This window comes from Tritonibacter mobilis (genome assembly GCF_001681715.1).
Taxonomy (GTDB): domain Bacteria; phylum Pseudomonadota; class Alphaproteobacteria; order Rhodobacterales; family Rhodobacteraceae; genus Epibacterium; species Epibacterium mobile.
Genome location: NZ_LNWY01000007.1, coordinates 95,185 through 117,027, shown reverse-complemented (window position 1 = coordinate 117,027; position 21,843 = coordinate 95,185). Strand labels below are relative to the sequence as shown.

General features: G+C 62.5%; 22 protein-coding genes. 10 read left to right on the top strand and 12 right to left on the bottom strand.

Features of this window, described 5'->3' with window-relative positions; genetic code table 11:
* Positions 1-2: 2 nt before the first annotated feature.
* The 9 genes from UB90_RS09390 to UB90_RS09350 all read right to left on the bottom strand — a co-directional run bounded on the left by UB90_RS09390 (position 3) and on the right by UB90_RS09350 (position 8,281).
* Entirely contained in the window at positions 3-653 is a 651-nt protein-coding gene (locus UB90_RS09390) for a hypothetical protein (RefSeq protein ID WP_065325129.1), read from the bottom strand.
* Positions 646-915 carry an acyl carrier protein gene (locus UB90_RS09385; RefSeq protein WP_005643333.1) on the bottom strand — a complete coding sequence of 90 codons (270 nt, stop codon included), beginning with the start codon at positions 913-915 and terminating at the stop codon, positions 646-648. Before UB90_RS09385 ends, UB90_RS09390 begins: the two co-directional genes overlap by 8 nt.
* A 42-nt stretch (positions 916-957) precedes the next feature.
* On the bottom strand, positions 958-1,890 hold the full coding sequence (locus UB90_RS09380) for a 3-oxoacyl-[acyl-carrier-protein] synthase III C-terminal domain-containing protein (RefSeq protein ID WP_065325130.1): 933 nt from the start codon (positions 1,888-1,890) through the stop codon (positions 958-960).
* 501 nt (positions 1,891-2,391) lie between these two features.
* A complete protein-coding gene (locus UB90_RS09375) occupies positions 2,392-2,664 on the bottom strand; it encodes an amphi-Trp domain-containing protein (protein WP_065325131.1) in 273 nt (90 codons plus the stop codon).
* A 21-nt stretch (positions 2,665-2,685) separates the two neighbouring features.
* Positions 2,686-3,990, bottom strand: coding sequence for a metallophosphoesterase (locus UB90_RS09370; RefSeq protein WP_065325132.1), 1,305 nt, complete (start codon positions 3,988-3,990; stop codon positions 2,686-2,688).
* A gap of 27 nt (positions 3,991-4,017) precedes the next feature.
* The gene (locus UB90_RS09365; RefSeq protein WP_065325133.1) at positions 4,018-4,701 is read right to left on the bottom strand and encodes a histidine phosphatase family protein; all 684 of its coding nucleotides are present in this window, start codon (positions 4,699-4,701) and stop codon (positions 4,018-4,020) included.
* The gene (locus UB90_RS09360) at positions 4,694-5,761 is read right to left on the bottom strand and encodes an HprK-related kinase B (RefSeq protein ID WP_065325134.1); all 1,068 of its coding nucleotides are present in this window, start codon (positions 5,759-5,761) and stop codon (positions 4,694-4,696) included. Before UB90_RS09360 ends, UB90_RS09365 begins: the two co-directional genes overlap by 8 nt.
* Positions 5,758-6,639, bottom strand: a complete 882-nt coding sequence (locus UB90_RS09355; protein WP_065325135.1) for a GAK system ATP-grasp enzyme — start codon at positions 6,637-6,639, stop codon at positions 5,758-5,760. The genes UB90_RS09360 and UB90_RS09355 overlap by 4 nt, the downstream gene beginning before the upstream one ends.
* Positions 6,632-8,281, bottom strand: a complete 1,650-nt coding sequence (locus tag UB90_RS09350; RefSeq protein ID WP_227512032.1) for an aminoglycoside phosphotransferase family protein — start codon at positions 8,279-8,281, stop codon at positions 6,632-6,634. The genes UB90_RS09355 and UB90_RS09350 overlap by 8 nt, the downstream gene beginning before the upstream one ends.
* Positions 8,282-8,620: 339 nt before the next feature.
* Between UB90_RS09350 and UB90_RS09345 the strand changes: the two genes are divergently transcribed.
* The 7 genes from UB90_RS09345 to UB90_RS09315 all read left to right on the top strand — a co-directional run bounded on the left by UB90_RS09345 (position 8,621) and on the right by UB90_RS09315 (position 15,475).
* Entirely contained in the window at positions 8,621-9,559 is a 939-nt protein-coding gene (locus tag UB90_RS09345; protein WP_227512033.1) for a LysR family transcriptional regulator, read from the top strand.
* 99 nt (positions 9,560-9,658) lie between these two features.
* Positions 9,659-10,132 carry a tRNA (N6-threonylcarbamoyladenosine(37)-N6)-methyltransferase TrmO gene (gene tsaA, locus UB90_RS09340; protein WP_065325138.1) on the top strand — a complete coding sequence of 158 codons (474 nt, stop codon included), beginning with the start codon at positions 9,659-9,661 and terminating at the stop codon, positions 10,130-10,132.
* Between the two features lie 34 nt (positions 10,133-10,166).
* Positions 10,167-11,738, top strand: coding sequence for an ABC transporter substrate-binding protein (locus UB90_RS09335; protein ID WP_081285551.1), 1,572 nt, complete (start codon positions 10,167-10,169; stop codon positions 11,736-11,738).
* A 26-nt stretch (positions 11,739-11,764) separates the two neighbouring features.
* Positions 11,765-12,766, top strand: coding sequence for an ABC transporter permease (locus UB90_RS09330; RefSeq protein ID WP_081285554.1), 1,002 nt, complete (start codon positions 11,765-11,767; stop codon positions 12,764-12,766).
* Between the two features lie 5 nt (positions 12,767-12,771).
* Entirely contained in the window at positions 12,772-13,614 is an 843-nt protein-coding gene (locus UB90_RS09325; protein WP_081285550.1) for an ABC transporter permease, read from the top strand.
* Positions 13,611-15,227 carry an ABC transporter ATP-binding protein gene (locus UB90_RS09320; RefSeq protein ID WP_065325140.1) on the top strand — a complete coding sequence of 539 codons (1,617 nt, stop codon included), beginning with the start codon at positions 13,611-13,613 and terminating at the stop codon, positions 15,225-15,227. The genes UB90_RS09325 and UB90_RS09320 overlap by 4 nt, the downstream gene beginning before the upstream one ends.
* A gap of 17 nt (positions 15,228-15,244) precedes the next feature.
* Positions 15,245-15,475: a hypothetical protein gene (locus tag UB90_RS09315; RefSeq protein ID WP_225265214.1), complete on the top strand. Its 231-nt coding sequence runs from the start codon at positions 15,245-15,247 to the stop codon at positions 15,473-15,475.
* A 20-nt stretch (positions 15,476-15,495) separates the two neighbouring features.
* Here the strand turns inward: UB90_RS09315 and UB90_RS09310 are convergent, their stop codons facing one another.
* Together UB90_RS09310 and UB90_RS09305 are read right to left on the bottom strand one after the other, a co-directional pair.
* Complete coding sequence (locus tag UB90_RS09310; RefSeq protein ID WP_065325141.1) at positions 15,496-16,161, bottom strand: L,D-transpeptidase; 666 nt, start codon at positions 16,159-16,161, stop codon at positions 15,496-15,498.
* Positions 16,162-16,267: 106 nt separating this feature from the next.
* Positions 16,268-17,179 (bottom strand): hydrogen peroxide-inducible genes activator, encoded by a 912-nt coding sequence (locus UB90_RS09305; RefSeq protein WP_065325142.1) that lies wholly within the window; start codon positions 17,177-17,179, stop codon positions 16,268-16,270.
* Between the two features lie 96 nt (positions 17,180-17,275).
* On the opposite strand from UB90_RS09305, the gene UB90_RS09300 reads away from it, so the two are divergent.
* From UB90_RS09300 to UB90_RS22435, 3 genes are all read left to right on the top strand, one after another.
* The gene (locus UB90_RS09300; RefSeq protein WP_065325143.1) at positions 17,276-18,244 is read left to right on the top strand and encodes a sodium-dependent bicarbonate transport family permease; all 969 of its coding nucleotides are present in this window, start codon (positions 17,276-17,278) and stop codon (positions 18,242-18,244) included.
* A 104-nt stretch (positions 18,245-18,348) separates the two neighbouring features.
* Positions 18,349-19,860, top strand: coding sequence for an FAD-binding domain-containing protein (locus UB90_RS09295; RefSeq protein WP_065325144.1), 1,512 nt, complete (start codon positions 18,349-18,351; stop codon positions 19,858-19,860).
* A gap of 4 nt (positions 19,861-19,864) precedes the next feature.
* Positions 19,865-20,002: a DUF2256 domain-containing protein gene (locus UB90_RS22435; RefSeq protein WP_074712631.1), complete on the top strand. Its 138-nt coding sequence runs from the start codon at positions 19,865-19,867 to the stop codon at positions 20,000-20,002.
* Here UB90_RS22435 and UB90_RS09290 read toward each other — a convergent pair.
* Positions 19,999-21,783 (bottom strand): TRAP transporter permease, encoded by a 1,785-nt coding sequence (locus UB90_RS09290; protein ID WP_065325145.1) that lies wholly within the window; start codon positions 21,781-21,783, stop codon positions 19,999-20,001. The two genes, UB90_RS22435 and UB90_RS09290, sit on opposite strands and share 4 nt — an antisense overlap.
* Positions 21,784-21,843 lie beyond the last annotated feature (60 nt).

Sequence of the window (21,843 nt, the reverse complement as noted above, 5' to 3'; positions counted from 1 at the left end):
GATCACACTCCGGTGCCCTGCTGGCTGGCCAATGTCGCGCGGATCAGCACCGACAGATATTCCAGCCCATGCACTGCCGCGTCTCGCAGCCCGTGCCCGCCCATCAGTTTGGCGCAATGCAGCAGATGGGTGTCGATTGCGTTATGCAGCCGCCCCGGCGAGTCGACGATGCCCTCGCTGCCCACAACGGCCAATTCCCGGCGCAACTGGCTGAGGAACGCGCTGGTGTCCGAGAACCGCGCCTTGACCAACTGGTGATGCAAGGTCTTCTGACCGAGGCTTTCACGATCCTGCAGATGCACAAACGCCAGATCCATGGTCCGCGCCAGCAAGCCCGCCCTTAGCGCCACGACCAATGTGTGCACCTGTGGCGGTATCGCCTGTGGCGCGCGCGGCTTCAGCTGCGACAGCACCAGATCAAAGCAGGCGATGCCCGGCTCCTGTTCGGTGTCGCGGATCACGACCTCAACCGGCGTATTCGACAGCGCCACCAGCGGCGCGCCCGAGCGATGCACCGCATGACAGGCACCCGCCAAAAAGCCATCCCGCCCGGTGGCCAGCAAACAGGTCGCCTGCAATGCCTGCGCGGGATGCGCCTTGCGCGCGGTTTCAAACACCTGCTCCACAGGTGATCCGGCGACCCGATCAAGCATGCGCCTGCTCCGCGCGGGCAAGGCTTGCCTCCACATGCTGGACCAGATTTTCCATGGTGTTGAACCCGGCCTGACCGATGGTTTCAGGATCAAACCGCAGCCCCGGCAGCTTGTCTTCTAGCCCCAGCAGGAACTGCACGAACATATAGCTGTCGAGATCGAAATCCCGGTCGAACCGCATCTCGGGGCGCAGATCTGTAACGGGGCGCTCCAGAACCTCAGTGAGAACCTCGGCGATGGCTGTGGAAATGGTGGTGTTCATAAAAGGCTTCCTTGTATTTCGGCAAAGGGTTGGATCACAGGATCAGACGGTTTCGGGGACAGCGGATCGCTCCAGCAGGCAGGTTGCAAAGGTCACGCCAGTGCCCGCCGCCAGCAGCAGCACCTGCTGCGCGGGCCGGCGCGATTGCACAAAGGCGTCGAGGTTGAGAAAGGGGTCCGAACAATAGGCGTGACCGATCTGCGTCACATCGCCCGCATGGTGTTGCTCTTCCCAGCCGAACTCCCGGATCAAGGCATCGGTCAGCGGGCGGTTCAGGTTATGCGGAATAAACACCAACTCCGGGTCGAGAGCCGCGGCATGTTGTTCAAGGAAACCGGCGATAAAACGGGTGAGTTCTGGCGCATAGACCTCTTGCAGGGCGCTGCGGTCCTGCGGGTCCATCGCCTCGGGGTTGATATGAAACCGGGGCAGGTGCCGCACGTCGGTTGCACGAACCCGCCATGATCCCGGCCCACCGTTCAAAACCGCCGCCACTGGCACTTCTGCCAAGAGCCCCACGGTCAGGCGGGCCACCGAGGGGTGAAACGCTTTCTCGCCGGTCAGCACAATCACCGGCGCGGTGGTGCCGCAGGACTGAATGAAATGCAGACAAACCAGCGCCGAGGCGCAGCTTGTCATCGACAGCGCATGCACTTCCCACTGCGCCAAACCCGCAGCATCGGCCAAGCGCCGCAGCCAGTTCTGATCGCTCTGCGTGTTATGGGTCTGGGTCTTGCAATAGACCAAAACCCCCGGTGTCCGTCCCTGATCTGGCAGGCTGGCGACGGCCTTTTGCAGCACCGACCTAAGCATATGCGTCTGGTCACTATTTTGACGCAGCACCGATTGTAATCCGAAAAACCGATCATACATCTTGGCCGAGGCGGCGGTCAGCCCGTGGCTGCCACCCAGCTCTGCGACGGGGACTTTGCGACCACTGTCGTGGGACAGCGCGATGTGACACAGGCTTGTCATGGGGCCGTTCCTCTTTTCTGCCGCCAAAACATCTGGCGACCTCAAAAGCGCTACAACGGCGTAAAATCCGGGGCGTCCAATTTCGCGAAATAGGACGCGCTAGATTGCGAATTAGGACATGTGCCGCACCGGCGAAATTCGGCCTAGATCACGATAAGATCCTGCGATTCATGGTAAATTTTCGATGTATACTTTTCAGGTAAATCCCTGATTTTGTTGCCATCAAAAGAAGCAACATTGACCCGCCAGTCAGAATCCCGCGCAATCTGGACCTTCTGCATTCTGGCTCAAACCTGATTTCTGAGGTCCCGAATCCCGTTTTTTGGCCCTCGTATCCCGTCCTCAGACACCGCGAGCGCACTGTCCCTTTGGGGTTCTCTTTGGGGTTGGGTCAGGTGGCCGATCAGCGGTTCATTGAGCGATCAACAAACCGCTCGCAAGATCCGGCAGGTTTAAATTTACGAGAGCGGATTTTGCGCCAACTTGGGACAGGTATCAGGATCAACTGTCGATCCGTGGCGCTCCGGTCTTGCCGGTCTGTGGCGCGTCCGGGTCGGTCCAGCTCACGCGAAGGCTGACGGTGCAGCGCCCGTCGACCCGTTCTCCCTTCAGACGCAGGGTCATCAGGTCAGCGGTTTGCAGCACCAGTGTTTCGTCGTCATCGCCCAGCGACATTTCCCCCTTGGCAAAGCCTTTCGACAGCGCGGACAGCAGGGTCTTGATCGTCTTGGCGTCTTGCAGAGATTCGTGAGAAAAACGCTTGTCTGTGCTCATGCGAGGATCCTTGCAATGCGGTCAGTGGGCCGCCATGCGTTCCGGGGCGAAGTGCTTGGCGCGCGGGTGGTCTCGGCTTAAACCGATCACATCCCCCGACGGAAAGATCAAGGTTGCCCCGGCCCCAATGCCATCGAGCCCTTCGAGCGCCCGAGAGGCACGGTCCAGTGTGATGTCCGCCTCCAGATGCAGCAGGCCCCGCTTGGCCAGCAAACGCTGGCCTGCGTGGTTGTTCACATGGCCCTGCACCACCATGTGCAGCCCGGCGCGGTGGAGCACCTCGACGCCTGCCGCGGTCAGGGCGCAGTCGGAGGCGCGGTACTTCGTCCGCACGAGGTTCGCCAAGGGTCCAAAATAAAAGCCCAAGCTCGCCCCTTCGGCGGCACGCGCATAGGCCGCATTCACCGCCTCGACCCCATCGCGCACCAGCGCGCGCGCCATGTCATCACACAGGCCGGCGTGGACGAACAGCAGTGAGCCAGAGCGCGCGACCGCCTGCATCCGCTCAAAGAACCAGGCGTAATGCCCTTCGGGTTCCAAAAAGATATCGTGGCATTTCAACAGCGCCGCCAGCAGCTCCCGGTGGGTCATGCCGATGCGGGCGCGGTCGGTTTCAAATTTGGCGCGCTTTTCCTCGAGCTTGCGGATTTCCTTGGTGATGACCTTGGCGGGCAATTCAGGGCGCGCGGCTGTTGCAAATCGCGTCGACCAATCCTCACCCGGCATCAGACGAGCCTTGCACACAGCTTCTGGGGGCAGGGCGGCAATGTCCTCGGGCGTGACGAAGCGGGTCAGCACCTCGCGCAAGGCGGGCAGGATCTTGCGCCCCATGCGCACAAAGAGATGTTCGGTGAGCGCGCTGCGTTCCCCCCGCACCGACCCGATGGCCAGCCGCATCCGCAAGTCGTGGTTGCCCGCGAGGATCGTCACATCGGCCCCGGTGTCCAGCACATCGGCGATGGCGTCCAGCAGCGCGAGATTGCTCGGGCCCTTGTCCAGCGCATCGCCGCCCAGCACGATATGCGCGGTGCGACCAAACGGCGTCAGCCCTATCCGCCCCTTGCTGCGATGGATCACCCCGGCGGCGATGAGCGAACGCAGGAACCCCTCAGCATCCGCATGGGGGTCCGAGACAAAGACCACCGGACGATCCGGCCAATGCCAGCCGCCATGACTGCGCGCGCGCGACAGGCAATCCACCACGGGGGCTGCCGCAGCCTCATCCCAAGGTTCCAGCAAGCGCGGCAGATCCGCCATGCAGGCGTCGGTGTCGAGGATCGGGGGCAGCAGGACGTCCGTCGTGGTGAAGTTTCGAAGATCGTCCATGCCGGGGCCCCCATGTTGCTTACAGGGTCAATCCTTCGGCTCGGACTTTGGTTCCCTGATTTTCCACGCACCTGCCAAATACCGCCATGTACCATCCGTCTCATGACAGATCAGTGACGGTCGGGCATGAAACATCGAAAACCGCGCGATGTCGTCGCGAGACAGCAGCCCGAGGTGGTAACAGGCGTGGCGGAAAGACGCCCCATGGCCCACGTGGATCGTCACGCGGTCCGGCCGGCCACCGTGTTCCAGATGGGTCGCAACGCGTGCCCCGGCCATCATCAGGCTCTCGGCCCCTTCGAGCGGCAGGCAATAGTCGCTGTCGGACTTCCAGCCGTTGGGCGGGGCGTCGTGGCGCGGATCGGCCGCAAGCGCCTGTTCAATCTGCGCAACGCTCAGATTGGCGGCGGAACCCAGCCCGCGTTCGGCCAGAGCAGACGTCTCCTTCAGATCGGTAATTTCGTGTCCGAGGTCCCGTAAGGCGGCGATCAGCAGATCCGCTGTCTGCCATGCGCGCAACTGGTGCGAGCAAAACGCCACAGGCGCAAGCATCAGATCCTGTTCAACCAGCATGTCATGCAGGATCCGCGCGCCCGCCCGCGCTTGCTGAATGCCTTCATCGCTCAGCGCCCAAGGTTGGCGGGCCGAGGGCACGTCCGCCCACTGGTGGTAGGCCCCGTGGCGAAAAAAGGCATGATAGCTTTTAGGCATGAAACAGCGCCTTGCCCGCCGCAGCGATGGCGTCGAAGTCGATGCGCCCGGAGACTTCGCACACCCTCACCCCGTTGAGCGCCTCGATGTAAGGCGCGGGATCAGGACTGTTGCCGTTTGGCTCAAACGCGCCGGAGGCGTGCTGGTAGAAGGGGCCGGGGCTTTTCATGATGGCGCTCAGCAGGTCTGGTCGGTCGGCCAGTGTGACGGGCGTCACGCGGGTCTGCTGGTCGCTGTCGTGCGACCAGTTCAGCACCCAGAAATCGGTCAGCGGCCCATAAAGGCGCATCCGCCCCGACCCGTAGACCTCCGGCACGATCAAATCGTATTTTTCTTCCAGTTCCCAAAGGTCGGCGGGTGGCAGGGCGCGCAGCTCGGCCTTGCGTGCCTCAGAGAGCATGCCGTGCAGGCGCGGATTACCGAGGATCGTGCCGGGATTGATACGCGGATGCTTGGGGATGCCAAGTGCGCGCGCCGGGCCGCCTTGGATCAGCACCCGATCATTGGACAGGAACTGCGTGCCGGGCAGATCCATCATCCGCAGAATCGACGTGGACTTGCCGCCGCCCGACAGGCCGGAGATCGCCAGCGTGCGCGCGCCATCCGTCACCGCCGCCGCATGAGCCAGTTGCCAGCCCTGGCGCAGGCAGGCATTCAGTACCTGCGTGTTGATGAAGTTGATGACGGTGCTCTCATTATCGGCCAGCGCCCCCAGCGCAATGGCCACACCCGGCGCTTGCACGACGGTCACACCGCTGCGCACCTTGCGGATCAGCCGCGCAGCCCCAAGGTCGCACACCGCATCCTTGCGCCCGCTCTTGCCACCCTCGCGCTGCCAGTCGATCCAGTCGGGCTCCTGCGGAAGGCTCTGCCCCTCCAGCAGATGCACCGGCGCGCCGCCGCCGGGCGCGGTGATCGTCTCGCCGAAATAGGCGATCAGCCGGGCACGCAGCGGCTCTGGCGCGTGAACCGTCAGCGACACATGGCCCACAGACAGGCCAAAGGGCGCGTCGCCTGCCGCAGACAGGTCGAGATGAGCGAGAATGTCCGACAAGGTCATCGCGAAACCTCCGCCAATACGTGCGCCGCCACCAGCGCCGCCGCGTCGATGCCACAGCCTTTTTGCGCGCCGGAATAGCCGCCAAAGGCCGAAACCTCGAAAACGATTGGCCCCTCAGGCGTCAGCGCAATATCCACCGTGGTGAAGGTCAGGCCAAAGGGGGCCTGCGCCCGGCGGCCCAGCTCGATCAGCTCCGGCGACGGGTCAAAGGGCGCGTATTTGCCGCCCGAATGGATCGTGGTGTTCCACGCGCCGGACTGGCTGACGCGGGCGTAGGTGCAGATGTATTCACCGTTCAGAAAGACCATCCCGAGGTCTTCGCCCGACAGATCAGCCTTTTGCTGAACATACATCACCGGGTTGGCGGCCTTGAAGGCGGCGATCTGCGCATCGGCATCGGGGGCCTCGGCGTCCAGCAGCACCATGCCCCGCGCCTTGGTGGAAAACAGCGGCTTGAACACCGCCGCGCCAAAGCGGCCCAAGGCGCCACGAGCCGCGTCCACATCCTCAGTGATGACGGTCTTGGGCATCGGGATGCCAGCGTTGCGCAAGGTGACTGTGCAGGCGAGGCGATCCATCAGTCGGATGACGTTTTCGGCAGGGGAAAAGACCCGCACCCCAGCCGCCTCGACCACGCGCAGCATCTCAAGCCGGTCGAGCGCATCGGGGCTGTAGTCCTCTGCCACCTTCTTCAGCACCAGCCCGTCAAGCTGGCACAGATCCACCCCGTCACAAATCAGCTGCCCTTTTTCGAGGTCCAACATGGCCTTCCCCATGTCGATCACCTGACGGTATCCGCTACGCTCGGCAAAGGCGTCGGCCAGGGTCTCGGTGGACCATTTTCCGGGCGTGCCAATCACCCCGATGCGTTTAGTCATGAAAGAGGTCCTTCACGGGAAGTTTGAACCGCGCTTCGCGCCCCTCGGGCACAGCCAGCGCGGTCTCTAGGATATAGCGGGCGCGGAGCAGCATCCGTCGCGCGTGATCTTCGTCGACGACAAACCGCGTCGAACTGGCAAAGCTGCGCGCCAGCCCCAGCGCGAGACGATAGTGATACGTGCCGTCTTTCTGACGCCGGGCGAATTTCTCCGCCATCTGATGCATGGCGACGGCGACCCCACCGATGCGGGCGCGGGTGGCGCGGTCCAGCACCTGCAGGCGGTAATTCGACACCATGAACACCGACACATCCTGCACGTAATCCATGTAGCGCGAGCGGTGCAGGTCGATGAAGCGGATCTTGCCCGCGACCGGATCAAAGATCACATTGTCGAGGTTGAAATCACCGTGGATATAGACAGAGAACGGCGCAGTCAGCGCCGCCTCCCGCGTCTGCGCGCGTGCGATCAGCGTGGCCAGACCCGGCACCGTGGTCCCGTTGATCCCCTGCGCGCCGGGCACCAGACCGGGATGCAACCGCGTCACATCCTTCATCCGCTTGGCCAGCTGGTCCATCGCGCCCATCCGCGCCGGCTCGTCCGTCAGTGTGGTGCGCCAGATGTCGCGCACGGTCTTGTGCAGCGCGGACTGCGCCGTTGCCAGCGCCGCATCGCTGCCGCCCAATACGATATCCTCAAAGGTCTCGCCATCGAGGTGCTCGATCAGCAGCGCGGCGGACTGGCCGTTCTTTTCATAGGACAGGATTTCTGGCGCAAGGCCGGGATAGACCGAGTTCCAGCTTTTGACCCCAACGCGCTCTTCTTTCACTTTGCGCTTATCGCCGTCCTTGAACACCGCCGCCACCGAACGCCCCTTACGGTCGCGCATCTCGACACTGGAGATCGCCGAGCCGGAGCGGGTCTCGGCCAGCGGCTTCAGGCTGATCTCTTCATCGTCGTCGCGCGCCACGCCCGCCAGCACACTGCGCAGGGTGAAATAGCGTTCAAACTGCACAGTCTGGCCGATGTTGATCGACAAAAGCGCTTCTGAGATGGCCTCCAACGCCTCGCCCATGCGCGAGACCTCGTTCAGCGTGAGCAGCGCATAGGCGAGATCTTCGGTGTGTCTTGTCTCGGCCATGTCGCGGGTGTAGGTGCGAAACAGGCGGTCGTGGAATGTGGCGATCTCGCCGCGGGTCTGGCCGATTTTCACCGCCAGCTTGCTGTCCTGATTGTCGAGTGCGTCCTGCACGCGGGCGACCGTGCGGCGCACCAGCCGCAAAGGGGGCACATAGGTGTCGGCGCGCAGCAGCTTCACTTTGCGCGTACGCTCTGCCTGATCCACCCCGCGCCGACCGAGACGCGACAGCAGGTCGAGGTTGCGCGCGACCGCGTCGATACCCTGCAGGCGCAGCCGTCGCGCCTCGTTGGTCTTCTTGTGCAGCATCGCGGCAAGACAGGCTTTGCGCACCCGCCCGGCAAGGTTGCTCGAATAGCCTGCGCGCTGCATCAACTGCGCGGCGACCTCGCTGCGGGGGGCTTCGAAATAGGCAATGAGGCGCGAGAGCTGCCCGTCGAGTTCCACCAAGAGAAAAGACATATTCTCGGTGATGGCGTCGGGCTGGGTAGCGGATCGGGGCACGGCAAGCTGGCTCCTGAGCGCGGATGACAATGCTGCGCTATCAACATGAAACGCGGCGTGTTCAGGAGCTATATGCCCCAACACGCGGCACTTGCATAGAGGCCGTGGCAGACCGAAGGATGAAACACCCGCACCCCCTCTGTCCCAGCAAGGTCTACCGCTCGCATATCGCTGACTGCACCTGCGAACGCTGCAAGATAAGCACTTATAACATAATCAACATTACATCCATTTTGCGTATGCACAACGACCAACCGTCGCACCATCACCGGCCCCGTTGGCCATCCGCTCCACGGGTGCTAACGTGACGGGATCTTAATTCTGATTTTGTGTTTGCCATTGCCCTCGCGTCCTGATTTCAACCTCCTCATCACCCTTGATGCCCTGCTGAAAGAAGGCAGCGTACTGGGTGCTGCCAATCGCTTACAACTCAGCCCGTCCGCGATGAGCCGGGCACTGGCGCGGCTACGTGACACCACGGGCGATCCGTTGTTGGTGCGCACGGGCCGCAAACTGGTGCCGACCCCGCGTGCCCTTGAGTTGCGGGAGGTCACGGCCCAGCTTGTCGAGGACATTGAGGCGGCCCTCAGCCCCATGCATGACGTCGATCTGCAAACCGTCTCGCAGATTTTTACCCTGCGGAGCAGCGACGGTTTTGTGGAAACCTTCGGCCCCGCTCTGATTACACAGCTGGCCGCTGACGCACCGGGGGTCCGGTTGCGGTTTGTACAAAAAGAAGCCGACAATAATCGCCCGCTGCGGGACGGGAATGTCGATCTTGAGACGGGAGTCATCAGCGCCAAGACCGATCCAAATTTTCAAAGCCAGGCGCTCATGAAAGATCATTTTGTCTACGCGATGCGCGCAGACCACCCGCTCGCAGCGAGAGCGCTGACCACCGCACAATATGCAGAGTGCGAACATGTTGATGTGGCGCGACATACCGATGCGGACAATCAGCGTCGCGGCCCGATCCACAAGGCTTTGTCAGATCTGGGCCACAGCAGCAGTGCGAAGGTCGTGGTCGGCGGCTTTGCCGCTGCCTTATCGCTGGCGCGGTGTACCGATCTGGTGGCGACGGTCCCAGCCCTTCACACCCGCAACCTGCGCCGCGATATGGTGTGTGGCGCATTGCCCTTTGCGGTGCCCGGCATCACGGTTTCGATGTTATGGCATCCACGCTTTGATGCGGACCCGCTGCACCGCTGGATGCGTCTGACCCTGCGTGACATCTGTGCTCAGGCCAAGCTGACAGAACCCGATCTCGATCAGACATGACGTCAGGCGCATGTGTGGAGTGCAGATGACGCAACTTCTGAAAAGGCGAGAGAACCCGTAAGGATTGAGCCGCTCCCAAATTTGATTGGACGTGGCCCGATGACAAACCCCTCCCCCCCTTGCATTCAACTGGACCCGATTGGCTATTTGCGCACGGGATTTGAAACGCTGGCGGAGTGTCCGGCCTCTTTGATGGGCAATGATGGCACCAGTTATATTGAATTGCTCCCACATTACGCCGCCGGACTGCACAATATTCACCTCGCCTCGCATCTTATTGTGTTCTACTGGCTGCATCTGTCGAACCGTAAACCACATCTGGATGCCACGGGCTGCAACGGCAGCAAGCGCGGGGTGTTTGCCAGCCGCACGCCAAACCGCCCCAACCCGATTGCGATGAGTGTGACCCGACGGATCGCGCATGATCAGAACATACTTCAGGTGGAGGGACTGGATTGTATCGACGGCACCGCGGTGATCGATATCAAACCCTATGTGCCACAGCTTGATCATATCCCCGATGCAACCATCGGCTGGATACCCCCACATTCTGAGCCAGCCCTCAATCGCTAGCCCCATTTCCTGACGACATTTATTGGAGGACCTCATGGGACACCGATTGAGACCCATTTTGCGCGCGTTTGGCCTGTGCTTGGTTATGGCGACGCAAACCCCGCTGGCGATGGCAAACCCTGCCGAAACCAAACGACTGGTGATTTCCAACAGCAACACCGATTGGGGTCTGGCCACCCCCTATCTGCAAGCGCGCGGCGGGCTTGGCTACATGCTGACCCATTTTGTGTTCGACAACCTTGTGGGGCAGGATAAATCCGGCGCCTTGGCGCCTGAACTGGCCAGCAGCTGGCAGGTGTCTGAGGATGGCCTGCACGTAGAGCTCACGCTTGATCCACAGGCCCGCTGGCACGACGGAACCGATATCACCAGCGCCGATGTGGCCTTTACCTTTGAGTATATGGCGCAGCATCCGCACCCGTTTGTGTCGCTGGCAAATGTCAGCGCCATAGAGGCGCTGTCGCCTGATGATCTGCGCATTACGCTCAACGCACCTGACGCAGGCTTTGTCTCCAGCGTTTTGGTGGGCCTGCCGATCCTGCCACAGCATATTTATCGCGGGCAGGACAATCCGCGCAGCTTTTCGGACCCGCGCGCCATGATCGGCTCTGGCCCCTATCGGCTCAGCAACCATGAGCGCGCCAAGGGGCGTTATGTGTTTTCTGCGGTCGAAAATTACTATGGCGGCACGCAGAAATACGACGAAGTCCTGATTGCCAAACTGCAACCCGAGGCCGCCATTGAGGCCGCCGCCAAAGGTCAGGTGAACGTGATTTCAGATCTGCCCACTCGTCTGGTGGACTATGCCAAGCAGCATGATTTGCAGGTGGACATGTCTCCCGCAGGTCACCCGATCAAGCTGCGGTTCGATCACGCGGGGCTGTTCTCATCTGTGCAGCGACGGCAGGCGCTGGCCTTCATTCTGGACCGTCAGGCGCTGATCGACATCGCCTATCGTGGGGGCGCAACGCTCGCCAGCCTTGGCTATTTGCAGGACAATTCCGCTTGGTTCAACGCTGAGACCGTGCTGCAGTATAACCACGACCCGGACAAGGCCGCAGCCTTGTTGATGCGTTCAGGCTGGAGCCGTGATGAGGCGTCCGGGCGATGGGCTGAGAACGGCAGCCCCGTGACCTTGCGCCTGATCACCAGCGGACGAGAGCAGGCATTGGCGCAGGTGATCAAGGATCAGTTGGACGCATTTGGCCTCGATGTCTCGATCCGCGTGTTGGAACGCGGTGCTCTGCGCAAGATGAAACCGGGCGAGGATTACGATTTGATCCTTGCAGGTGGCAGCACCCTGGGCGATCCGGTCACCATTCTGGAACGGGTGTTTGGCACCCGCTGGAACAACGAACAATATCGGGGTGATGGCACGTTGCGCCAGCTGGCCGAGGCACAGGCGCGCGCACTGGACCCAGATAGGCGCGCGGCCCTTCTGGCGAAGTTTCAGCACCTTTACTCCAGAGAGTTGCCCGCGATTATGCTCCTGAATGTGTCTCGCACCATTGCGCATGATGCGGATAGCAAACCGTGGTTCTTTGACGACGGTCTCACCCTCGGCATTCCTGTCGCAACGCATAAGTACATGCTGCTAGAGGAATGAATGCGCGCACGCGAGGGCATGGTCCCATGCGGCCCAAAGCGGGCATTGGCATATCGCGTGGCAAGGCGGCGGCCCTGCTGCGCGGTTTGCTGCAACGCCTTGCGGTCTTTGTGTTCCTGCTGGTCTTGATGTCGGTGCTGCCCCGGTTATTGCCGGGGGACGCGTTGGATGTGCTGATGGATTCCGACGTTCAGCGCGACCTTCAGGAGAGCGAACGCAGCGCCTTGCGGGATCAATTGGGCCTTGGAGGCACCCTGATCGAACAGGTCGGCCGCGACCTCATGCGGCTGCTGCGCGGCGATTTTGGGTATTCACACCTGCACGGCGCGCCTGTCAGCCGCCTGCTGGCCGACGCCCTGCCATGGACCGCGCTATTGATCGCACTGGCAACACCCATTTTTCTGGGTGTCGGCGTGATCTTTGGCATCGAAGCAGGCCGCCGCCCCGGCGCGCGCCTTGACCGGATCATCACCACCGCGATGAGCTTGCTGGCCAGTGTGCCGCCCTTTGTGACGGCAATGGCGCTGCTTTTGTGTTTTGCGATCCTCTGGCCGATCCTGCCAACAGGCGGCGCAGAGCCGCTGTTTCCCGCAGAGGCCCCGTGGCCTCACGCCCGAGAGATCGCCCGCCACGCCCTTCTTCCTGCCTGTGCTTTGGCGCTGCATGAGGTGGTGCGCTATTTCTTTGTGGTGCGGGGCGAGGCGGCGGGGCTGTCGCGCCGGGCCTTTGTGATCAACGCCCGCAGCCGTGGCATCTCTGGGTGGCGCGAGCGGCGCGACTATTACGGGCGCAATCTGCTGCCAGTCATCTGCGCCCGGCTCAGTCAGTCGGTCGCAACGCTCTTTACGGCCAGCCTCTTTGTCGAGGTGATCTTCTCTTATCCCGGTGTCGGCTCGCTGACCTATCAGGCGGTGCTCGATCGCGACTATGCCCTGCTGCAAGGCGCAATTGCGGTGCTCGCGGCGCTGGTGCTGAGCCTGAACTGGATCTTTGATGCGCTGACCGACATATTGGCCCACCGAGGGTAGCGGATATGAGTGCCCCAACGCCCCGAATACCTCAAACGATAACGCGCTACAGACGGCAGGTGCTGGGTCTGTTTGCCGTGGTGATCCTGACGCTGTTGATCGCCGCATCGGACGCGCTGCTCCCAGCTTATGTGACCAGCACCGACACGTTGCAACCGCCCTCTGCGCGCCATTGGCTTGGCACCAACGACATTGGCCAAAGCGTGCTCACGGGCCTGCTGCGCGCAACCCCCGTGACGGTTGGGCTGGCGCTGCTGACGGCAGCGCTTGCGCTCTTGATTGGCCTCACCATGGCCGGACTGGCGGTTGTCTTTCCAAAAAAGGGCCGCGCGGTGGTGCTGCATCTGACTGATATGGCAGAGATTGTGCCCTCGATCCTGTTGCTCCTGCTAGTTGCAGCGTGGCACCAACCGGGCGCGGCTGAGATCATCCTGCTGATGGCGGTGCTGACATGGCATGACGATGTGCGGATTTTGCGCTCTGTCCTGCTGCGCGAGATAGGGCGCGAGAACATCCGCCTTGCGCGCCACATGGGGGCAAGCTGGCCGTATCTTCTGCTCCACCACATTCTGCCCGCAATCTTGCCCACGCTCACCGGCGTATATCTGCAAAATGTGGTGCAGGCGGTGATGCGCGTGGCCGGGTTGGCCTTTTTGGGACTAACGGCTGGCGATCTTTTGACGTGGGGGAGCATGTTGCAAGACGCGACCGGCTATCTACACACGCCTGCGTGGCAATGGCTGCTGTTACCGCCTGCGCTTTGTCTGACGGGGTTCTTGCTGGTGTTGACCACACTGGATCAACGCCAACAGCGCCACGCGCGGCTGAGACAAGGAGCAAACCCATGATCGAGCTGCGCAATCTCAGCCTTAGCGTGGGCGACACGGCCCTGTTGCAAGACATCAATCTCAGCGTCGCCACGGGCGAAACACTGGCGCTGCTTGGCCCGTCTGGTGCCGGGAAAAGCAGCCTCGCGCGCCTGTTGTTGCGGTTGTTAGAAGGCCAGCCCAGCCGCACCCTGCGCCACAAAGCGCGCCATCGCGGGTTTCACTGGTCGGGACAGGCGATTGTGGCGGGTACGGATGTGCTCAGCGCTTCTGTTGGACAAATGCGCCACCTTCGGGGCAACCAGATCGGGCTGATCACTCAAAGCCTGAGCGACGCGCTCAACCCGCAGCTTACCATGCGGGCGCATGTGGCCGAGGTGCTGGCGCTGCACCAGATCACCGACATCACCCCCGAACAGGTCTTTGCGACCTTCAATCTGCCGCCCGAACTGTTGGAACGCCGGCCCGCCTATCTCAGTGGTGGCGAGGTCCAGCGCGTCCTGATTGCCCTGTCATTGCTGCCAAAGCCAAAATGCCTGATCCTGGATGAACCCACCGCCGCGCTGGACCCGGCCAATCAGGCGCTGACGGTCAAGGCAATGGCGCATGGCCGCGCGCAACGGGCGCAGATCCTGATCACCCATGACCCCGCGCTGGCGCTGTCCGTCTGCGATCACATCGCCGTTCTGGATCAAGGCCGCATCGTTGAAACCGGTACGCCCCGCGACCTTCAGCAACAGCCGCAGCATCCCAAAAGCCGCGCAATGATACAGCAGCCACGTGACACTGCGCCGGGCACGGCAGCAGCGCCCTCAGGCCCCGATGTGCTGCGGGTGCATCAGCTCTCTCATAGCTATGGCGCGCGTCCGGTACTGCGCAACCTGAGCTTCAGCCTGCGCGCCGGGGAATGTCTGGCGGTGCTGGGTCCAAGCGGCTGCGGGAAATCCACGCTCGCCAGACTTGTCGCAGGGATGGAGCCGCTCCAATCCGGTCAGATCCTCTGGTCCGAGGCGACACGCCCTGCCCGCCCCAGCCCCCGTCCTTGTCCCGGCCCCTGCCCCTGCCAGATCGGCTATGTCTCGCAATTTCCGCACCGCGCATTGACCGCGCATTTTTCCGTCGCTCAGACCTTGGCCGAGGCCTTGAGCCTCTCGCAGGGTCGCCTGCGCTGGCTCCTGCGCCCCCGTCACAGCGATCCCGCAACGCTCACCGCGATATGCAACGCTTTGACCGCAGTATCACTCCCGACGGATGCCCCCTTCCTAGCGCGTCTCACACGGGATCTGTCGGGCGGCGAGGCGCAGCGGCTCTGCCTTGCGCGCGCGCTTTTGGTGCAACCTCAGGTGATCATTGCCGATGAACCCACCTCATCGCTGGATCAATGCGCGGCCGCTGAGGTCATCAAAACCCTAAGCGACCTCAAACAGCGCGCGGCCATATCCATCCTGCTGATTACCCATGCGCCAGCGGTGGCACAGGCGCTCGCCGATCAGCAACTGACCCTGCGACAGATCTCCCCGCCCCCTGCAGCAATGTTGCGCCGCGCCGATCAGGGTGCCAATGTGGAGCCGACCCCCTCGCTCATTCACGCGGCTTTTATGGGGGACAGACCAGTCAGAAGGGAAAGATCGTGAAGAGTAGAATTAGTGTAATCGGGGCCATTTTGCTTGGTCTGGGCGCCTGTGTCGATGGCGCAGGTACCGTAGGCGCGCTGCCCGAAGAGGTGGCGGCCCTTGCCGCACCCGCGCAGGATCTCACAACCGCCCGCCTGCAAGAGGCAGACGGCTGTTATTGGTATGTTCACCGTGGTCCGGTTGAAAGCACGCTCCTGCCCCTGCGCACGGCAAAGGGCAACCCGATCTGTGTGAGCCGCGCCGAGTAACCCCCGCGCGGCGTCCCCAATCAGGCCGAGGTCACGCTGTCCTCGGCCGAATACAGATGCGCCGTCGAGCCGATCGTCACATTCGGATAGAGGTCGATGATATGCGCCATCACCATCCGCACGCAGCCAGAGCTGGCCCGACCGCCAATTGAATTGGGATAGGGCGTGCCGTGAATGCGCAGATAGGTGTCACGGTTGCCTTCAAACAGATAGAGGGCACGTGATCCCAGCGCATTTTTCGGCCCCGGAGGCATCCCGTTGGCATATTGCTGATATGCCGCCGGATCGCGCTTGATCATCGCAGGTGTCGGCGTCCAATTGGGCCATTTCACCTTGCGACGAATGGCATAGACACCGGGTTCATAAAGATTGCCGCGCGCAATCGCCACGCCGTAGCGCATCGCAGTGCCGCCTTCCTCAATGTGGTAGAGGTAGCGCGCCACCGCATCCACATGGATATCGCCGGGCACCAAACCGTCATTGGCCTTAACCCGCTGCGGCAGAAACCGTGGATGGAACCCCCACGGGTTTGTGGTGGCCGCATCATACCCGGCTGGGGTCACCCGCTTGTCCCACGCGTTCATTTGTGCCGCACTGGGCCGCCCCGCCGCAAGCGCGGGATAGGCGGTCAGGGGGGCCGAAAACAATGCCGTAGAAGTGGCAATAAAATGGCGTCGAGTCAGCATCGGCAATCTCCATAACTTAGAATACGGCGTATCTTAGCGCAGTTTCAGCGTTTCAACGTATCACAATCTGCTCAGTTCCCTTCTCTGCGCGCGCATGTCGCGCACTTCAGCTCTCAATCACCTGCAAGGTCAGCTCCCGCGCAGAGCGACGCAGGATTGTGGCCAGAGGCTGTTCGGGGCCTTTGTCGTGATCACGCGGCAACAGCAGGCTGATGGTGCGGTTGGCGTCCTGCATCCGCAGCGGCATCACATGCACTTCGCTGCGGTGCACCGCCTGTCTGCGCGCAAAAAGGTCGGGCAGAATGCCGATGCCCGCGCCGGTCGCGGCCATTAAGACAATGGAATCAAGGCTGGTGCCCTCGTAGTCATCCGACACGATGCCGCCGCTGAGCCCCGCAATCCCGTATACAATCCGGGCCAGCCGGTGACCGGTGTCCAGCGTCAAAAGCCGCTGACCCTGCAACTGCTCCGGCCCGATGCCATCCCGGCGCGCCAACGGGTGATCGCGCGCCACGGCAACCCAGAGCGGCTCCAGAAACAGCGGGTGCTGGTGGGTGTTGGGATGATCCTCCGGTGTTGAAATAATCGCATCAAAACGCCCGTTGCGGATGCCCTCATCGAGGTTCAGTGTGTTTTCCTCGCGCACGATCACCCGCAGATCCGGCTCTTCTTGGTGAAGCGCCTTCATGGCCTGTGGCAAAAGATACGGCCCGATTGAGGGCAACACTCCAAGCCGCAACCGCCCGCCAAAGGCCACGTCGGATTGCATCACCCCGCGCAGGGTCTCCACCTCCGCAAGGATACGGCGGGCGCGGGTGATGAACTCCAGCCCCTTGGCGGTGGTCTGCACCCCGCCCCGTCCCCGTTCAAACAGCCGGATCTTCAGCTCCGCCTCCACTGCGGCGATCTGGTTCGACAGGCTCGGCTGGCTCACATGCATGGCCTCTGCCGCCAGACCAAAGCTGCCCAGCTGATGAACCGCGACGATATATTGCATCTGGCGCAGGGTGGGTCTCATTCATAGCCTCAAGATATGTATCTTACTTGTTCTTTGTATTTTAGCTATGCGAGCGTTTCAGGCAACAGGGGCCGAATTGAACATTCGGAGCCTCAGATGACGCAAATCTTCCATAGCCTGATCGGCAACCTCATGGTGCCCACAATCCTGTTCTTTGTGTTGGGGCTGATCGCGGCGGCAGTGCGCAGCGATCTGTCGATTCCCGAAGGCGCCGCCAAATTCATGTCGCTCTACCTGCTCCTTGCCATCGGGTTTAAGGGCGGTCACAGCCTTGCTCAACACGGGCTCAGCGCCGATGTCTTTGCCGCCCTCGGCGCCGGGTTGGTGCTGTCCTTTCTGCTGCCCTTTATCGCCTATGCGCTGCTGCGCAGCATAACGCGACTGAACCCGCTCAATGCGGCAGCGGTTGCGGGGCATTATGGTTCGATTTCCATTGTCACCTTCGTCGCCGCCTCCAGCCTGCTGGATCTGTCGGGGATTGCCTCTGATGGCTATATGGTCGCAGTCGCCGCCTCGATGGAGGTGCCCGCAATTCTGTCTGCACTGTGGATCGCGCATCGTTTCAGCGGCACCAAAGAGGCTGGCGCGGTGCCGATGCGTGACCTCTTTGCCAATGGCTCCGTGGTGCTGCTGACCGGCGCGTTTGTGATCGGAATGCTCACACAGGACAAAGGCATGGAGATGATCGCCCCCTTTGTGGTGACGCCCTTTACCGGCATCCTGTGTCTGTTTCTCTTGGATATGGGGCTGTCCGCAGGCCGCAGCCTGCTGCGCAATCGGCATCTGCTCAGCGCCGGGCTGTTTGCCTTCGGTCTGATGATGCCCATTGTCGGCGCGCTCTTGGCGATGGCGCTTGGCACGGCCATTGGGCTGCAGACCGGCAGCCTGTTCCTGCTGATGGTGCTCTCGGCGTCTGCCTCCTATATCGCGGTGCCCGCAGCGATGAAGATTGCCCTGCCACAGGCGGAATCCGGCATCTATCTGACGCTGTCGCTGGGGGTGACCTTTCCGTTCAACATCACGCTGGGCCTGCCGCTCTACCTCTGGCTGGCCGGATTGGTTTGATCGGTCCCGCCTGACCACGCTGCCCGCACAACGGGGCGGGGGAAAACTCATCCATCCCCGCCCCCGCGCCGTATCTCCTCCGACGGAGGTCAAAGGGGCATCGCGTGCATATCGTCTGGTTCAAAAGAGACCTGAGGGTCGCGGATCATCCCGCGCTGGCGGCAGCCAGTCAGCGCGGTCCGGTCCTGCCGCTCTATATTGTCGAACCGGAGCTATGGGCGCTGGCGGACAGCTCTGCCAGGCACTGGGCGTTTATCGCCGAAACCCTCAAGAGCCTGCGCGCGGATCTTGCCCGCCTTGGTCAGCCTCTGGTGGTGCGGGTGGGCGATGCGGTCTCGGTGCTGCGCGATATGGTCCAGCACTATGGCGCCACCGCCCTCTGGTCGCATGAGGAAACCGGTAACGCCTGGACCTATCAGCGCGATCTGCGCGTCGGCGCATGGTGCCGTGACAATGCGCTCCCTTGGACAGAGCTGCGCCAGAACGGTGTCCATCGCCGCCTGCGCTCGCGCGATGGCTGGGCCACAACATGGGACCGCTTTATGGCGGAACCTCTTGCAGAGGCCAGCGCCCTTGCCCCGCTTGATCTGGATCTCGGCACCATCCCGACCGCCCGCGCATTGCATCTGGCGCAGGACCCCTGCCCCGACCGTCAACCGGGCGGACGGGCGGTGGCGCAGTCTTGCTTGCGCTCCTTCCTCAACACGCGGGCAGAGCCCTACCGCTGGGCGATGTCCTCGCCGCTTCAGGGGGCGCGCGCCTGTTCACGCCTCTCGCCGCATCTGGCATGGGGCAGCCTGTCGCTGCGGGAGGTAACGCAGGCCACGTGGCAGCGCCAAAGCGACCCGGAATTGCCGCGCAACTGGCAGCAATCGCTGCGCTCTTTTATGGGGCGGCTGCACTGGCACTGCCACTTTATCCAAAAGCTCGAGGATGAGCCGCGCATCGAGCATGAAAACATGCACCGTGCCTATGACGGCCTGCGCCCCACCACCCCAGACAGCACCCGCCTGCACGCCTGGGCCGAGGGTGAAACCGGCCTGCCCTTTGTGGATGCCTGCATGCGCTGCCTCAACGCCACCGGTTGGCTCAACTTTCGGATGCGAGCCATGGTGATGTCGGTGGCGAGCTATCATCTCTGGCTTGATTGGCGCGCGCCCGGCCTTGTGCTGGCGCGTCGCTTTACCGATTACGAGCCGGGCATCCACTGGAGTCAAGTGCAAATGCAATCAGGCACCACCGGCATCAACACGCCGCGCATTTACAATCCGGTCAAACAGGGCAAGGACCAAGACCCCACCGGGGCGTTTACCCGCCGCTGGGTGCCGGAACTCGCGGCCATCCCCGACCACCACCTGCAAGAGCCATGGAAGGCTGAAAACGCCTCTGCGGTGCTGGGCAAGACCTATCCGCACCCCATCATCGATCACCTGAGTGCCGCCCGCGCGGCCCGCGATCAGATCTGGGCGGTGCGCCGCTCTGGCGGCTTCCGCCAAGAGGCCAAAGGCCTCCTTGCCAAACACGCCAGCCGCAAACCAATGCGCCGCAAAACCAAGGATACGCAACAGGGGGCACGGTCCGCTCCCAACCAGCTTAGCCTGCCGTTCGAGAGCTAGCCCCATGAAGATGCGCAAGAAATCCGATCTGCCCCGCAAGATCTGCGCCCATTGCCAGCGCCCGTTCACATGGCGGCGCAAATGGGCGAAGATCTGGGATGAGGTGCGCTATTGTTCCGAGCGCTGCAAACGTGCGCGCTAAATCCACAGCCCCGAAAACGTGACCAACAGCCCCAGCGCACAAAGCCCGACCGTGCCCAGCACGCCGCGCGCGCCAATCAGCCCGGCAGAAACCAGCGTCAGGCCGACGCCCATGCGCAGCAGCGCCAACAGCGCCCCCAGCGGATCATCGGCCAAGGTCAGGATCGCCGGGTTCGCCACCATCCCCAGCGGGATCAGATAGAGACCAACCCCCAGCGACATCGCCGTCAGCGCCACCTTGAGCCAGCTCTCGCCAATCATGCCCGCCGCAATGAACACCGCGCCACAGACCGGCGGCGTGATCGTCGACAACAGCGCAAACCAGAACACAAAGAGATGCGCCTGCAACGGCTCCAGCCCCAGTTTCGTCAGCGCAGGTCCCGCCACCGACACGCAGATCACATAGGCCGCCGTGGTCGGCACCTCCATGCCCAGCACCAGACAGGCCAGTGCCGTCAGCAGCAAGGACGGCCAGAGCAGCCCGCCGGAGCCTTGGATGATCAACGAGGTGATCTTGACCCCCAGCCCGGTGATCGACAGCACCCCGATGATGATCGATGCACACAAGATAATGGCTGCGATCATCGACACCTGCCGCGCCGCATTGAGCAGCGCCGCCAAGGCCCGGTCGCGGATCTGGCCCGGCTTAAACGTCATCTCGGCGTTGAACAGCAGCAGGATCGCCCCCGCCAGCACCGACAGCGCCGCCGCATACTCCGGTGTGAACCCGGCCCCGAACATTGCCCACAAAAGCACGCTGAACGGGACGAGAAAAAACAGCGAGGTCACGATCACATCGCGTCGTTTGGGGCGGTCTTCTTCGGGCACGCCCTTGAGGTCAAAGCGGCGGTTATAGGCATTGATACCAACCCAGACCGCGAGGAAATACAACAGCGCCGGCAGCACCGCCGCCGCCATGATCGCCGTGTAAGGCACGCCCGTCAGCTCTACCATCACGAAGGCCCCGGCCCCCATCAAGGGTGGCATGATCTGCCCGCCCGAGGAGGCCACCGCCTCCACCGCCGCCGCCAGTCGCTTGGGATAGCCGAGCCGCACCATCGCGGGCATGGTGATCGCCCCTGTTGAGGCCACATTGGCCGAGGCCGATCCCGAAATGGACCCAAAGAGCGCCGAGGAAATCACCGAGACCTTGGCCGCACCGCCCTTCAGCCGCCCCGCCGCCGCACCCGCGACATTCATAAACCCCTGCCCCGCTTCGCCCGCGTTCAGGACCGCGCCAAAGATCACAAAGATCGACACCACGCCCACCGACACACCCGTCAGCGAACCCCAGATGCCGCCTTCGGCAATGGTGAGCGTGCCGAGAAAGCTCTCCAATGGGGTGCCCGAATGGCCAAATTCACCCGGAATATGCTGCCCAAACAGCCCGTATAAAAGCGCCAGCGCCGCCACCACCGGCAGTGGCCAGCCAATCGCACGCCGCGCGGTCTCCAGCACCACAGCCAAGAGGATCACCGCAATGACCACCTGCCCGCGCCCCTCAAGAAAGCCGTATTGATCGCCCAAGGCATCCGCGTTGAGCGCCACCCAGATCGCCGCGCCCGTGCCCAGCACGGCCAGCACAACCCCCGAATAAAACCGCCCCTTTGCGGTGACACCAAAGACCAGCGCAAAGGGCAGGATAAACGCCATATGCAGGGGGCGGCTCACAAGGTTCGGCACGATCCCCGCAAACACAAGCGCGAGGTGATAGGCCACCAGCCCTGCGGCCAGCAGCAGCCAGAAGCCAGCCGCAAGGCGGCTTTTTGGTAAATGTGTCATCGGGGGGCCTTCAAAAGAAACAGCGCGCTGCAGGGATAGCGACCCCGAAGCGCGCTGGAC